Annotated in this window: 9 protein-coding genes and 1 pseudogene; 2 read left to right on the top strand and 8 right to left on the bottom strand. The window is 58.5% G+C overall.

What is annotated here, in order from left to right:
• A pseudogene (locus C1X29_RS29555) lies at positions 1-195 on the top strand (DHH family protein); the annotation flags it as partial.
• Between the two features lie 5 nt (positions 196-200).
• Here the strand turns inward: C1X29_RS29555 and C1X29_RS27695 are convergent.
• Positions 201-410 carry a hypothetical protein gene (locus C1X29_RS27695; RefSeq protein WP_085746082.1) on the bottom strand — a complete coding sequence of 70 codons (210 nt, stop codon included), beginning with the start codon at positions 408-410 and terminating at the stop codon, positions 201-203.
• 304 nt (positions 411-714) lie between these two features.
• On the opposite strand from C1X29_RS27695, the gene C1X29_RS27690 reads away from it, so the two are divergent.
• Complete coding sequence (locus tag C1X29_RS27690; RefSeq protein WP_102718904.1) at positions 715-6,567, top strand: DUF3320 domain-containing protein; 5,853 nt, start codon at positions 715-717, stop codon at positions 6,565-6,567.
• A 134-nt stretch (positions 6,568-6,701) separates the two neighbouring features.
• Here C1X29_RS27690 and C1X29_RS27685 read toward each other — a convergent pair whose 3' ends face one another.
• The 7 genes from C1X29_RS27685 to C1X29_RS27655 form a co-directional block, all read right to left on the bottom strand.
• Entirely contained in the window at positions 6,702-8,090 is a 1,389-nt protein-coding gene (locus C1X29_RS27685; RefSeq protein ID WP_102718902.1) for an amidohydrolase family protein, read from the bottom strand.
• 12 nt (positions 8,091-8,102) lie between these two features.
• On the bottom strand, positions 8,103-9,458 hold the full coding sequence (locus C1X29_RS27680; protein ID WP_102718901.1) for a nucleobase:cation symporter-2 family protein: 1,356 nt from the start codon (positions 9,456-9,458) through the stop codon (positions 8,103-8,105).
• A 91-nt stretch (positions 9,459-9,549) separates the two neighbouring features.
• Positions 9,550-10,593 carry a GTP-binding protein gene (locus C1X29_RS27675; RefSeq protein ID WP_102718900.1) on the bottom strand — a complete coding sequence of 348 codons (1,044 nt, stop codon included), beginning with the start codon at positions 10,591-10,593 and terminating at the stop codon, positions 9,550-9,552.
• Positions 10,590-11,213 carry a UbiX family flavin prenyltransferase gene (locus C1X29_RS27670; RefSeq protein WP_102718903.1) on the bottom strand — a complete coding sequence of 208 codons (624 nt, stop codon included), beginning with the start codon at positions 11,211-11,213 and terminating at the stop codon, positions 10,590-10,592. Before C1X29_RS27670 ends, C1X29_RS27675 begins: the two co-directional genes overlap by 4 nt.
• Before the next feature lie 11 nt (positions 11,214-11,224).
• On the bottom strand, positions 11,225-12,610 hold the full coding sequence (locus C1X29_RS27665; protein ID WP_102718899.1) for a UbiD family decarboxylase: 1,386 nt from the start codon (positions 12,608-12,610) through the stop codon (positions 11,225-11,227).
• A 146-nt stretch (positions 12,611-12,756) separates the two neighbouring features.
• A complete protein-coding gene (locus tag C1X29_RS27660; RefSeq protein ID WP_007952854.1) occupies positions 12,757-13,662 on the bottom strand; it encodes an amidohydrolase family protein in 906 nt (301 codons plus the stop codon).
• 4 nt (positions 13,663-13,666) lie between these two features.
• Positions 13,667-14,596 (bottom strand): amidohydrolase family protein, encoded by a 930-nt coding sequence (locus tag C1X29_RS27655; RefSeq protein ID WP_007952852.1) that lies wholly within the window; start codon positions 14,594-14,596, stop codon positions 13,667-13,669.
• Between the last annotated feature and the right edge of the window lie 177 nt (positions 14,597-14,773).

Below are 14,773 nucleotides of genomic sequence, written 5' to 3'. Positions count from 1 at the left end.
GGCGATGACTGGTTGCTGAACGTCATCTGCATCAGCCAACGCAAAAGCTGTTTGCTGGCCGAACCCGTGGTCAGCCAGCAGAAGTTGAGTCGTTTGCTGCCGGTGGAATGGCAGGCTGGATTAGCGGCTCTAAAGCCCTCGATCTTGCGCAAGGAGTTACTGAGTCTGGGGCTGAGCGCAAACTCAGGCGGGTGAAGTGATTATCCGGGATTGCCGGTTTTACTCGCCGCACTCTTACGCCGTTCAACGCCTTTCGGATTGCCAACGTCCAGCAATCGTCTTTCCACCAGCACATTCTCGAGCGCCTGGCGTTCGGCCGGCGCCATCTCGTGCTCGCGCTTTTTCAGCTCCAGCAGGATGGGGCTGGACCAGGTGCGATAGGTCTGTTCGATGAGGCGGCTGGATTTCATCAGTCTCTCCTTGATCAAGAGCCCGATCTTGCTGGTTGGGGCTCAATCCGATGAGGTACTAACGTTAGTCGACAAAACCGCAAGGCGCTAATGCTAGGTTTTTATGGAGGGCGTTGGTGAGCTTGTGAAACGCGCATGAGTTAAACAGGCATATTTCCTGTTCATTAATGGAGTAAATCTAGAGGCTCGACTGTAGGAGCGAACATATCTCTACCTTTGATCGAAAAAGCAGTTTCAAAATCCCCCCTTGTCGGTGAGTATGGCCTCTGTTTGTTTCATCGAATTTTCCATGGAGAAGTGGTTCATGACCATCAAGATCGAGGGAGTGATCGCCAGCAAGATTGGCTTTGCTTCTCACCAAAATTCTGTCCCGGTCCTCAGAGAACTGACCGTACACAACGATGGTGAAGCTGATTACAGCGATCTTGAACTGGAGCTTGTTGCGGACCCTCCCTTCCTTGAAGGCAAGACTTGGCGTCTGGATCGATTAAACAAAGAGTCGACGCTGCATATTTCAGAACGAAATTTGAAGCTGAATGCCGCTTATCTCGCCGATCTGACGGAGAGCCTCAGCGCGACCCTTTCGCTGCACCTACGTTTCAATGGTGAAGTTCTCAATAGTCAAATCTTCCCGGTTGAGCTTTTGGCACGAAATGAGTGGGGGGGCGTTAACTCCATGCCAGAGCTTCTACCGGCGTTTGCAATGCCAAATGACCCTGCGGTAGATCGGATACTCAAATCTGCTTCTGATGTTCTGCGCCGAGCTGGCAAGGCAGATGGCATCAACGGTTACGAAAATAAGTCCAGAACCAGAACCTGGGAGCTCACGTCCGCAATATGGTCCGCAGTCTGCGGACTTAAATTGAGCTACGCACTACCACCGGCAAGCTTTGAGACTTACGGTCAGAAAGTAAGAACTCCGAGCCTCATATTGGAGGGTGGTGTTGCAACGTGCCTGGACACAGCATTGCTTTTTGCCGCAGCACTGGAGCAAGCCGGACTGAACGCACTTCTGTTGCTGACGAAAGGTCATGCTTTTGCAGGAGTTTGGTTGCAGCCCCAAGAGTTTTCTCAACTGATTACAGATGAGGCGTCCGCGGTACGAAAGCGTATCGATCTGAAAGAGGCCCTCGTATTTGAAACCACTCTCGCAACACAATTTCCTGTTCCAGGTTTCAGTCAGGCGATTAGTACAGCTGAAAGACAGGTCAACGATGAAGATTTCATCATGGCCATTGATATGCATCGAGCACGCATGCAGCGCATCCGTCCTTTAGCAACGTCAATTCCCGCGTCTAAATCAGATGTGATTCAAGAGGCGGAGACACCACTCGAGGCATTGGAGATTGCGCCACAATTACCGGGCTTTGATGTAGAGATTCTTACTGAGTCAGAATCTCCCGCCGGTAAGCTTACGCTGTGGCAACGCAAGCTTCTCGACCTGACTACTCGAAATCGACTTTTACACTTGCCGGATAGTGCTAAAGGCGTTCGCTTGATCTGTCCTGAGCCCGCTGAGCTGGAAGACCAACTGGCCAGCGGCAAGCGAATCAGGATCGTGTCTATACCGGATCTGGAGGCTGGAGGCAGAGATGCGGCACTCTATGAGCAACAAAATCGAGAGTCGCTCAGAGATGAATACGCTCGCAGTGCATTGTCTCGTGGTGAGGTACTGGCCACGCTTGATAAAACCAAGCTCGAAGTAGCGCTGATTGACCTGTACCGGAAAGCTCGCAGTGATCTTGATGAAGGCGGAGCGAATACTCTCTTTCTTGCACTCGGGTTTTTAAAGTGGAAAAAGTCGGCAGACGACCCGAAAACCTATTCCGCTCCTTTAATTTTGCTACCCGTAAAACTTGATCGTAAAAGTGCGTTGTCCGGCGTGACGATGACTTTGCTTGAAGATGAGCCTCGCTTCAATTTGACCCTGCTCGAACTGTTAAGACATGACTTTGAACTCGTTATTCCGGGGCTTGAAGGTGAACTTCCCTCCGACGACAGTGGCATTGATGTCACTGGGATCTGGAATACAGTGCGCCGTGCAATCAGAGACGTGCCGGGTTTTGAGGTCACCACTGAGCTCGTGCTGGGAACGTTCTCTTTCGCGAAATATTTGATGTGGCAGGATCTGGCTGCTCGCTCTGAGCAGCTTTTGAAGAGCCCGATGGTCAAACATTTGCTGGAAAGAAGTGTCGGCGGTGATGGCTTTGCAACGTCGGGGGAGTTTCCACAGCCTCACGAGTTGGATAGAAAAGTCAGCCCGGCCGATCTGTTTACACCGTTACCTGCTGACTCCTCCCAACTGGCTGCAGTTGTTGCCTCCGCCAGCGGTTGTGATTTCGTTCTTGATGGACCTCCCGGCACCGGTAAGTCCCAAACCATCGCCAACATGATTGCCCACAACCTGGCTCTAGGTCGCAGGGTCTTGTTCGTAGCAGAAAAAATGGCCGCTTTGGACGTTGTCTATCGTCGGCTTGAAGAAAAAGGACTAGGCGAATTCTGTCTTGAGCTGCATTCCAGCAAAACATCCAAGGTTGAAGTACTTAAACAATTGGAGCGGGCTTGGGATGTTCGCGATGCGTTGACCGCTGAAGAGTGGGCTGTAGAAACGGCAAAACTGCACAAACTACGAAATCGATTGAACGAAGTCGTGGGAACCTTGCATCGTCGGCAACCTAATGGATTAACAGTCCATCAGGCTATAGGTCGTGTCGTACGAGATGGGCACGCCGCGTTACCGCATATTGCATGGCCAGAGGGAACGTCTCACGACGCGGAAGAGTACGCGCGTCTGCGTGATCTTGCCCGACGTCTCGATTTGAATAGTCAGGCTGCCCGCGATCTGTCAGCTGACTTCTCGCTCATCTCTCCCACCGAATGGTCAAACGGCTGGCAAGAGTCGATCGCTGCAGTTTCCAGGGAGCTGCCGGGAGTCATTGAGCGGCTAAAGATTGCCTGTAACAACTTGTTGAGAGCCACCGATCTTCCCCTAGCCGTATCGAGTGGGGAGGACATCGAACGTTTTTGCCAGTTTGTTGCGCTCTTGGCAGATACGCACGGTATCGATCTCTCTTTTGCATTCACGTTGAATGCAAGTGCCAAGATCGTTGCAGCGAAGAAAGCTGTGCAGATCCTCACAAAATACCAAGAGATTGAACACTCGCTGTCGGTGCGCTACGCCTCAGAAGCCTGCCGCACCATCAACCTCGAACAAGTCAAAAGCGATTGGGAAACTGGCAAGACCAAGTTTTGGTTCCTCGCGACTTTGGCCAAGAAAAAGGTGGGTAAAAACCTTGCGGGTCAGGGCGGAGCGGTTGGCTTTCCGGACGTTGAGCAGGATCTTGCGAGACTCTTTGAAATGCGTGATCTGCTCATCTCGCTGGACAGCTTGTCTGCAGATTTAAACGCTGTGCCTGGGTGGAGCGGAGTTTCAAGTGATCAATCCGCGATGGCGGTAGCTTGGGAGCTCGCTGAACGCTTGAGAACGTTGATCAGCTCGCGCGCAGAGTCCCCTGAAGATCTCATTGCACTGCGGGGGGCCACACAAAAGCTCGTCGTTGAAGCCAATGAGTTATTAGGCGGGGGTGGTTTTATCGCAGCAGCGCTTCACCAATTAAAAGATGCATTGGAAGCGTTCAGTCAAACGAGCAAACGCTTCTATGAACTGAGTAATCGCCCGATAGAGGGCAAATTAACAATTGAGTCATTGCTCGATGCGGCCAGTGCTATTTCTCGGCATGAGTCAAAGCTGAAAGGCTGGTGCGATTGGTGTCGGGTGCGTGAAGAGGCGATAGCGTCCGGGCTTCAACCGTTAAGTGATGCATTGGCAATTAAAGGGTTGCCAGAGGGCGGTACTGTAGACGCATTCGAAACATCTTACGCACGCTGGTTTGCAAGGGTGATGATCGACGCGGACCCTCTGCTTCGTAACTTCGTGCCAGCGGAGCACGCTAGCGATATTGAGGCGTTTGTACGTCTGGATGAGGACCTTTCCAAGCTTACTGTTCGATACATTCGAGCGAAGCTGTGTGGATTGATCCCGTCGAAGAACGAGATCGGTAAGCAAGGTGGTTTCGGCATCTTGAAGCACGAGCTGCAAAAATCACGTCGGCACAAACCCGTGCGACAGCTTGCTGTTGAGATGGGCGATGCCATGTCGAAACTCGCTCCTTGCATGCTGATGAGCCCTCTATCGATTGCGCAGTATCTTCCAACAGATCTCGCACTTTTTGACTTGGTGATATTCGATGAGGCCTCGCAAATTGCTCCATGGGATGCCATCGGGTCGATCGCGAGGGGTAAGCAGGTGGTCATTGCGGGTGATCCACGTCAGATGCCTCCAACCAATTTTTTCAATCGCGCCGCGTCTGCCGCAGAGGATGATACTGCTGAGGACATGGAGAGCATCTTGGATGAGTGTCTGGGCGCAGGCATCCCAAGTCATAGCCTCAGTTGGCACTACCGGAGTCGCCATGAAAGCTTGATCGCATTCTCGAACCATCGCTATTACGACAGTAATCTCATTACCTTCCCTGCGGCTGAAACGCGTGCTAGCGCTGTGGAGTGGCGACGTGTCGATGGCGTCTATGCGAAAGGCAAAGGCAGGCACAATCAGGCCGAGGCCGAGGCCATCGTTACCGAGACTGTGAAGCGTTTGATGGATCCGGCGTTTATTGCGAGCGGTCATACGATTGGGATCATCACACTCAATAGTGACCAGCAAAGGCTGATCAACGATCTGCTGGATAGGGCGCGGCAACAGTTCCCGCAGATCGAGCCGTTCTTCCAGCATGACATTGCCGAACCCGTCGTCGTAAAAAACCTGGAGACAGTCCAGGGCGATGAGCGCGATTTGATCATGCTTGGTATCGGGTATGGCCCAACCGAGCCTGGTGCGCAGGTTATGTCGATGAACTTCGGTCCATTGAACAAAGAAGGCGGATGGCGTCGTTTGAACGTGGCGATAACCCGTGCACGCAGGGAGATGATCGTTTTCTCCTCTTTTGATTCTTCAATGATTGATTTAAATCGCACCAACGCCCGAGCTGTTCGCGATCTGAAGCACTTCATTGAATTTGCTCAGAGAGGGCCGAGGGCTCTTGCTGAGGCAGTGCAGGGTTCAGTGGGCGGTTATGACTCGCCTTTTGAGGAAGCTGTTGCTCAAGAGCTGAGACGAAAAGGCTGGCAAGTCGTGCCGCAAATAGGCGTATCACGCTTCCGCATTGATTTAGGCATTGTCCATCCAGACAGACCCGGCGATTACCTGGTTGGTGTTGAATGTGATGGTGCCACCTATCACAGCGCGGCGACCGCGCGAGATCGCGACAAGGTTCGTAGCGCAATCCTGCAAGGTTTGGGCTGGAAGCTGGTTCGGCTCTGGTCGACAGAGTGGTGGATTGATAAGTCCGGCGCGCTGGATCGCTTGCATGCATCGCTTGAGGCTCTTTTGGAAGAGTCGCGTGCATCGGCTCTTGTTAGCAAAACAGTTGAGCAAGAGTCCTCAATACCTCATTTGTCGTTAGTGCATAGTGCTCCACTGGCAAACGACGTAGAGAAAGAGGAAGTTTCTGCTGTATCAGAGGGCGATGCTACTGATGAACGACCTCCCGAACTCAAAATCGCGAAGTCGTTCACGTTGCACGCCTCACCCGCAATCAAAGATGAATATCGTGTCACCGACTTCACAAGCGTCGGCGACAGAATCAATGCTGAGGCGTTTTACTCGCCTGAATATGATGCAGTTCTAGCCGAACTGATTGCACATGTGTTGTTGCAGGAGGCTCCGATCCTCGATTCAGTATTGGTACAGCGCGTAGCCCGGGCACATGGTTTTCAACGCTCTGGCCGTCTCATTCGAGAACGAGTTCTAGATCTGACAGAGCAAAATCATCATCTGAAAACTGATCCGGTTGATGGTCAATTTGTTTGGCATTCCCAAAGTGATATTGCGGGTTGGAACAAATATCGGATACCTGCGACATCGGAGGATGGCAGGTCGGTGGAGGAGATCGCCGCTGAGGAACTACTGATGGTTGCGTCTTTGATTTCCGCCGGCGACATGCCTTTGGAAATTGCCAAAACTTTCGGCGTGAAGCGTTTGACTGGAGCAGCGCGTGAAAGGATAGAGCTGGCAATCAAGTCGATGTCAGATTTGTGATTTTTTAAAGCACTACAACAAAAGGAGAGCATGGTGTTTGCCAGCTCTCCTTTTTATTGCCTGTTTACACAGTCGACTGAAAGTCTGCCATCGCTGGCAAGCTAGCTCCCACAGGGTTATGCAGTGGGTTTGTGTTAATCGTCGACCTTCATCATCGCCTGCACACCCTCCCAGGCCTCGGCCCGCATCCGCTCGATATCCAGCCCCGGAATCACGCCGTTGTCGACGACGATCCGCCCACCCACCAGGCTGTATTTCACGGCAATCGGCTCACCCGCGACGACCGGTGCGACGGCGCTGTCGTGGAAACCGTAGAAGCGTGGGTGGTCGAGGCTGTAGATCACCAGATCCGCTGCTTGGCCGACTTCCAGCGTACCGACCGCGCCGAGGCCGAGCACTTGCGCGCCGCCGGCCGTGCCCCAGTGGATGACGTCTTCGGCGGTGGTGGCGGAGGCGCCTTGTTCGGCGCGGTGGATCAGCCAGGCGGTGTTGGCTTCGCCGACCATGCTTCCGGATTCGTTGGAGGCCACGCCGTCGACGCCGAGGGAGATCGGCACGCCGGCCTCATACATCTGCGGGATCGGTGCGACGCCGCTGCCCAGCCGGGCGTTGCTCACTGGGCAGTGGGAGACGCCGGTGCCGGTCTGGGCGAGCATGCGGATTTCCCCCGGTTGCAGGTGCACGGCGTGGGCGAACCAGACGTCCGGGCCGAGCCATTCGTGTTCGGCGACGAATTCCACCGGCAGGCAGTTGTACTTGTCGCGGCAGAAGTTCACGTAGTTTTCGGTTTCAGACAGGTGCGTGTGCAGGCGCAATCCCATGCCTCGGGCGGTGTGCGCCAGTTCGCGCAACAACGTTGGCGGTAGCGAGAAGGTCGGCGTGGTTGGCGCCACCACCACCCGGCGCAGAGCATCCGGGGTGTCCTGGTGGTAGCGCGATTTCAGCCGTTCGATATCGCTGACCATTTGCTCCAGTGATTCCGGTTGCAGCGCGGTTTTCGAGAAGCCTGGGTGCGCGCTGGCCGATTCCAGGGCACCGCCACGGCAGAGCACGAAGCGCAGGCCGAATTCCTCGGCGAGGTCGAACAGCAGGTCGCCGGTCTCGGTGCTGCCGTGGGCGTGGTAGAGGTAGTGGTGATCGGCGCAGGTGGTGACGCCGGACAGCAGCAGTTCGACCATCCCCAGCCGTGCGGCGATCCGCGCCAGTTGCGGGGTGAAGCGGTTCAGGCGCGGATAGGGCACGCTGGCCAGCCAGCCTTGCAGGTCCTGATTCAAACCTTCGGGCACGGCTTTGAGCAGGTTCTGGAACAGGTGATGGTGGGTGTTGATCCAGCCCGGGTAGACCACCGAATTTCGCGCGTCGATCACTCGCTCACCGGGTTGCGGCTCAAGGTTGGCGGACATTTCCGCGATCCGGCCGTTGACCACGCGGATGTCCACGGTGCCGGCCCGGGCACGGGGGCCGCGCAGACCGGTCATCACCGCGACCGGGTGCTTGATCAGGATGTTTTGAAGTTGAGTCATGGGCAGCTCCAGTCAGAGGATATGCGAGGCGGATTTGCCGGGTGTGGTTTCTGGCACGCTGACGCCGTTGAGCGCCGCGTTGAGCAGCACCGACACCAGGCAGGCGATGACCACGCTGCTGTGCAGGAACGGCTGTGACCACTCGGGCAGTTGTTTGAACAGGGTCGGGGCGAGCACCGGCACCAGGGCGGCGGCGATGGTGAAACCGACGATCAGCACGTTGTAGCGATTGCGTTCGTAATCGACCTTGGCCAGGGTCTGGATGCCCGCTGCCGCGACCACGCCGAACATCGCGATGCCGGCACCGCCCAGCGCGGCGGTCGGCATCGAGGCGATGATCGCCCCGGCTTTCGGCACCAGCGCAATCGAGCACATCAACAGACCGCTGATCGCCACCACCCAGCGGCTGCGCACGCCGGTCAGGATCACCAGACCGACGTTCTCCATGAAGGCAATGAACGGAAACGCGGCGAACATCCCGGCGATGGTGCTGGCCAGGCCATTGGCGCGCAGGCCGTTGATCACCTGTTTGTCTTCCACCGGTTTGTCGACGATGTCGCTGATGGCCACGAACAGCCCCATGGATTCGACCATCTGCACGATCATCACCACCACCATGGTGGCGATGGGGATCAGACTGAAGGTCGGCAAGCCGAAGTAGAACGGATAGGGCACGGTCAGCCACGGCGCGTCCTCGACGCTGTGAAAGTTGCCCATGCCCAGACCGTAAGCCAGACCGGCGCCCACCAGCATCCCGACCAGCACTGCCATGTTGCGCAGCAACGGGCTGCCATAGCGGTTGACCAGCAGGATGGTCAGCAACACCACCACGGCCACGGCGAGAAACGCCGGCGCGCCGAAGTTGCTCGCGTTGCGCCCGCCGCCGACCCATTCATAGGCAATCGGGAACAGCTGCAGACCGATCACCGTGACGATGCAGCCAGTTACCACCGGCGGGAAAAACCGTCGCAAGCGGCCCACGAACGGCGCGATCAACATGGTGAAAATCCCCGCACCGATCACCGCCCCGCAGACCCCGGAGAACCCCACCTCCGGGTTGCTGCCGATGGCGATCACCGGCCCGACGCTGCTGAACGCCACGCCTTGCAGAATCGGCAGGCGTACGCCGAACTTCCAGAAACCGACGGTCTGCAACAGGGTGGCGATGCCGGAGCAGAACAGCGTGGTGCTGATCAGCACCACCGTGTCGGCGTGGGACATCTTCAAGGCACTGGCAACAATCAACGGCACGGCGATGGCGCCGATGTACGAGACGGCCATGTGCTGCAGGCCGAGGGTGAGCATCTGTCGCACCGGCAAGACGCGGTCGACAGGGTGGACGGTGGAGGAGGAACTGGCTGACGACATGGGGAATCACCTCTAGCTGTTGTTATTCGGTACAGAGGGGTATTCGTTCTGTGTGCCCGGAACCGCCATCCACCGGCTCCGATGCCGGGTTTCAGCCGGCCAGGCAGGCGGCGAAGCCCTGGTTCAGCGCCGCTCGATCCAGGTCGCGGCCGATGAATACGATCTTGCTTGAGCGCGGCTCGCTGCCCCACGCGGTCGAAGCGCGGAACTCCACCAGGCTGTGCACGCCTTGCAGCACGTAGCGCTGGTCTTCGTTGGCCACCGCCAGCACGCCTTTCATGCGGTACAGGTTGTCGGCTTGGGAACTGCGCAATTCGCTGATCCAGCGGTGGAACGCCATCAGGTTGACGGCGCCGTCCACGGCGATGCCCACTGAGGACACGCTCGGGTCGTGCACGTGATCGGGCTCTTCAGCGTGATGGTCATGCTCGTGGTGATCGTGCTGATCCGCGCCGATTTCCATCAGCTTCTGCGTGCATTCGAAGGCGCCGATGCCGAGGATCTTCGACAGGTCGATCTGTGCGTGGGTCGAGGTCACCAGATCCGCCGTGGCGTTCAATCCGCGGATCTTGCCGCGCAGGGTTTCCACCTCTTCGGAACTGACCAGATCAACCTTGTTGATGACGATGCGGTCGGCGCAGACGATCTGATCCACGGCCTGATTGTCGACGCCGTCCAGTTGCAAATCTTCCAGGTGCTGGGCGATGTGCTTGGCATCGACCATGGTCACGATGGCGTCGAGTTCGACTTCCTCGGCGATCGGGTCGTTGATGAAAAAGCTCTGGGCCACCGGGTACGGGTCGGCCAGACCGCTGGTCTCGATCAGGATGTGGTCGAGCCGCACCGGGCGTGCCACCAGTTCGCGGACGATCCGCACCAGGTCTTCACGGACTTCGGCGGTGCAGCAGACGCAGCCGTTGACCATTTCGTAGATCTCTTCGGTCTCGGAACTGAGCACCAGATCGCCGTCGATGCCGACTTCGCCGAACTCGTTTTCGATCACCGCGATCTTGCGGCCGTGGTTCTCCTTGAGGATGTAATTGAGCAGGGTGGTTTTGCCGGCACCGAGGAACCCGGTGAGGATGGTGACCGGGATTTTGGTGTTCGGGGTCGGGGCGTTGAAGGGGGTGTTCATGTGAGGCTCCTTGGTAGTGATAGACCGGTGCACGATGAAGGGGAGTGAGGCTGGATTTGGCTGGGGGCCGGGGTTTCACCCCAGCGCAGCGCGGTGCCGGCATCGAGGCCGAACAGGTCGAGGACGCGGCCGAGGCTGTGATCGACCATTTGCGCCAGGCTGTCTGGGCGGGCGTAGAAGGCCGGTACCGGCGGGGCGATGATGCCGCCCATCTCGGTGACGGCGGTCATGTTGCGCAGGTGGGCGAGGGTCAGTGGCGTCTCGCGGGCCATCAGCACCAGGGTGCGGCGCTCCTTGAGGGTGACGTCGGCGGCGCGGCCGATCAGCCCCGAAGACGTGCCGGTGGCGATCTCCGCCAGCGTCCTCATCGAACACGGCGCAACCACCATGCCCAGGCAACGGAACGAACCGCTGGCGATCCCGGCGGCCACGTCATCGGCGCGGTGGTAATGGCTGGCGAGGGCGCTGACGTCCGCCAGTTTGTAGTCGGTTTCGTGGGCCATGGTCAGCAGCGCGGCGCGGCTGATGATCAAGTGGCTTTCGATGTTCAGCTCGGCCAGCAACTCCAGCAGGCGCACGCCGTAGATAAACCCGGACGCGCCGCTGATGCCGACCACCATCCGCTGGCGGTTCACGATGGCAGACCTTCAAGCAGTTGCCGGGCGCGTTCGAGCACGTCCTGATCGAGCTGCGCCTTGATCCCGTCGAACCCCGAGCCACGCGTGGCATCCAGCCCCATGCGCGAGGTGGTGCCATTGACCGAGGACGACGGATCCAGGGGGCTGCCGGGCAAACCGTCGATGGTGAAAATGTCGAGGTGCGGCTGGAAATGCGTGGCCAGCGCCCACAACACCTGGCTGTCGTCGGTGAGGTCGATATCGCTGTCCACCGCGATCACGGTTTTCAGGTACGGATCCCAGCCGAGCAGGGCCAGCATGATCTGCCGGGCCTCGCCGTCGCGGCTCTGGTCCAGCGCCACGTAGCAATGAAAATGCGTACCGGAGTTCGGGTAATGCACGGCGGTGACGGCGGGGAAACGTGCCTTGAGCTTCTCGCTCATTTCCGCTTCGCGAGGCAGCCGCGCCAGGGTCAGGTGCTCGGCGTAACGTCCGCCCATCACGTCCACCAGCCAAGCGTCCTTGCGCCGCAACAAGGTGTCGACGCGCAGCACGTTGTTGGTCGAACGGTCCGAGGAATAACCGCTGAATTCGCCGAACGGGCCTTCTTCGGCATAGGCCGTCGGGTCTATCGCACCTTCGAGCACAAACTCGGCGTAAGCCGGCACGCCGATGCCGTAGCGTGGGGTCTTCACCAGTTCCAGCGGCGCACCGAACAGCCCGCCGGCCACCGCGCGTTCATCGCTGCCATAGGGCAGCCGTGCAGCAGCGGCGAGCATGAACAGCGGATGCGCGCCGACCACCATGGCCACGCGCAGTTCTTCACCGCGTTCGCGGGCGGTCTGCAACATCCGCCACAGATGCCCGCGCGAGTGCAGGCTGGTAGCCAGGGCCTGACGGGCGTGACGCATCGAGCGGTGGTAGCTCATGTTGGCGATGCCGGTCTGCGGGTCCTCGGCGATGATGATCGCGTTGGTAATGTACGGGCCGCGATCACTGTCGAAATGCTTGAGCATCGGCAGTAGCGCCAGGTCCAGGGTTTCGCCTTCGAAGACTTCATCGAGTATCGGGCCGGTTTCGACGTAGCGCGGCGCGATCGGCTGGTTGGCGCGGGTCTGGAAGGTTTCGTGCAACTGCGCGGCACTGACGCCGAACAGCCGGGCGATGCGCCGACGGGAGGCGAACAGATTGGTCGCCACCGGTACGCTGAGGGTGCCGACGTTTTCGCAGATCAGCAGCGGATCGCGGCCCTGAGCGGCGAGGGCATCGACCAGGGCGGTGACGTCCTGATCGGCAGAAAGGGGTTGGGTGATGGTCAGCACATCGTCCGGGTACTGGCGGCGATAGGCGTCGATGAATACGTGAAAATCCTGAGAGTCGCCGAGCGTCGAACGGGTCATGGTTTCACCTCGTAAAAAGCAGGCGCGCAGGGGTGAGGCTGGCGTTCGATCGACAAGCCGTTGGCCTGCCGGTCGAGCGAACGCCGGATCATCTTCGCGCCTGTAAAGTCGCTGTGTGGCTGGGTTGAAGCCGGGTCAGACCCTGTTTAGAGATAGGTCGTGGTCAGACGAATGTCCGCTTCGGCCAGATCCTTGGGCGGCGGGGTCGGTTCGATCCCGCACAACCGGGCGATGTTATTGCCCAGGTAATCCTCAAGGTGATCCTCGTCGATCCCCAGACCCTGCGGCGCCGGCGAGCACAGCACTTCCAGCTCGCGCAGCCACATGCCCGGTTCGTTCGGCGGCGAGTCAGTGCCGAACACGATCTTGTTGCGCGGCAGCTCCTTGGCGAACTCGACGATCCGCGACTGGAAGCACCAGCCGGATTCGCAGTACACGTTCGGCGTGTCCATCGCCATCCAGAACGCTTCGAACGAGTAGTTGCCGCCGGTCTGGATGCCGAAGTGACCGATGATGAAATTGACCATCGGGAACTCGCGGATGATCGGGTAGAACATCGTCGGAATGGTGTACGGGCCGTCACCGGTGTGGATCAGCACCACGATGTTGTACTTGGCGCAGACCTTCATCGCCGGACGCAGCCAGTCGAGTGCGCGATCCGGGCGATAGCCGTGCATGTTGGCGTGCAGCTTGAGCATCTTGAAGCCGTATTCCTTGATATGGAATTCCAGCTCTGCCGCACCGTTTTCCGGTCCCCAGCGCGGGTTGAAGTTGAAGTTGCCGATGAACCGGTCCGGGTACTTCACGCACAGTTCGGCGACGTACGACATGTAGTCGCGCACGCCCTCGCGGCCACGGCGGTTGCCGTCGCGATAACCGGTGTTGCCCGGTGGCGGCTGGATGAAACCCATGTCGATCCGGCGCGGCTTGCCGTTGATCATGTACGGGCCGTCCATCAGCTTGAGCATGCGCTCGCCGGTGAACGGTTCGCCGGTGTGGCGCCAGGCCTCGTCGACCAGATTGGTGGGGTGCAGATGGGTGTCGATGATCATCGGTTCAGCTCCTGGCCAGTTGGGTGGTGACGGGGCGCTTGAGTTGCGCCTCTGCTTCGGAAACGGAACGCGGCGGCGGGGACGGCTCGAGGCCGATCATCCGTGCGGTGTTGTTGCCCAGGTAGTCTTCGAGGGTGTCCTCGTCGAGGTTAAGGCCCTGCGGCGGCTCGTGGCAGAGCACTTCGAGCAGGCGCAGCCACATGCCCGGTTCGTTCGGCGGGGTGTCGGTGCCGAACAGGATCTTGTGGGTCGGCAGGACCTTGGCGAATTCGACGATCCGCGATTGCAGGCACCAGCCGGACTCGCAATAGACGTTGGGCAGCTCCATCGCCCACTGCATCGGTTCGAACACATAGACGCCGCCGGTCTGCACACCGAAGTGGGCCATGATGAAATCGACGTTGGGGAACTCCTTGATCATCGGCACCCATTCCGACGGGATGCTGTAAGGCCCGTCGCCGGTGTGCAGCTTGACCGGGATGCCCAGCTCGGCACATTTCTCGAAGGCCGGACGGACCCAGTCCAGCGCGCGGTCAGGACGGTAGGCGTGCATGTTGGCCTGCATCTGCACCATCTTGAAACCGTGTTCTTTCACGTAACGCTCGATCGCCTCGACGCCGTTTTCCACGCCGCAGCGCGGGTTGTAGACGAAGCAGCCGATGAAACGGTCCGGGTAGGTCTGGACCATTTTCAGGGTGTAGGCCATGTAGGCGTCGATGGATTCGCGGCCCGACAATTCGCCGTCGGTCCAGGTGTAGATGGTGTTGCCCTGCGGCGGCTGGATGAAGGCTTTGTCGATGCGGCGAGGCTTGCCGTTGACCATGTACGGGCCATCCATCATCTCCAGCAGACGCTCGCCGGTGAACGGGTCACCGTCATGCCTCCAGGCGAGGTCCACGAGATCCGTGGGATAGCAGCTGATATCGATGATCATTGAAGTCGATCTCCTGATAGCGGGGAAGGGAGCCTTGCGGCTCACAGCATCCACGTCCCGGGCAATCGGCCGTTTCTATGCGCAGCACTCGCGCATTCCCTCGCCTGTTCGCATCCGGCCCGGGTGGGTGGTTGCTTGAGGCGAGTATTGGAAGGCGGGGGAGGGTTCGTACAATAT

It is taken from the genome of Pseudomonas sp. GW456-12-10-14-LB2 (genome assembly GCF_002884345.1).
Taxonomy (GTDB): Bacteria; Pseudomonadota; Gammaproteobacteria; order Pseudomonadales; family Pseudomonadaceae; genus Aquipseudomonas; species Aquipseudomonas paraglycinae.
The sequence above is the reverse complement of the archived record's forward strand: the minus strand, read 5'-3'. Positions and strand labels throughout refer to the sequence as shown.

Excerpts from the sequence above, each read along its gene's own strand:
- C1X29_RS27695 (WP_085746082.1), bottom strand. The coding sequence starts at position 410 with ATGAAATCCAGCCGCCTCATCGAACAGACCTATCGCACCTGGTCCAGC.
- C1X29_RS27690 (WP_102718904.1), top strand. The coding sequence starts at position 715 with ATGACCATCAAGATCGAGGGAGTGATCGCCAGCAAGATTGGCTTTGCT.
- C1X29_RS27685 (WP_102718902.1), bottom strand. The coding sequence starts at position 8,090 with ATGACTCAACTTCAAAACATCCTGATCAAGCACCCGGTCGCGGTGATG.
- C1X29_RS27680 (WP_102718901.1), bottom strand. The coding sequence starts at position 9,458 with ATGTCGTCAGCCAGTTCCTCCTCCACCGTCCACCCTGTCGACCGCGTC.
- C1X29_RS27675 (WP_102718900.1), bottom strand. The coding sequence starts at position 10,593 with ATGAACACCCCCTTCAACGCCCCGACCCCGAACACCAAAATCCCGGTC.
- C1X29_RS27670 (WP_102718903.1), bottom strand. The coding sequence starts at position 11,213 with ATGGTGGTCGGCATCAGCGGCGCGTCCGGGTTTATCTACGGCGTGCGC.
- C1X29_RS27665 (WP_102718899.1), bottom strand. The coding sequence starts at position 12,610 with ATGACCCGTTCGACGCTCGGCGACTCTCAGGATTTTCACGTATTCATC.
- C1X29_RS27660 (WP_007952854.1), bottom strand. The coding sequence starts at position 13,662 with ATGATCATCGACACCCATCTGCACCCCACCAATCTGGTCGACGAGGCC.
- C1X29_RS27655 (WP_007952852.1), bottom strand. The coding sequence starts at position 14,596 with ATGATCATCGATATCAGCTGCTATCCCACGGATCTCGTGGACCTCGCC.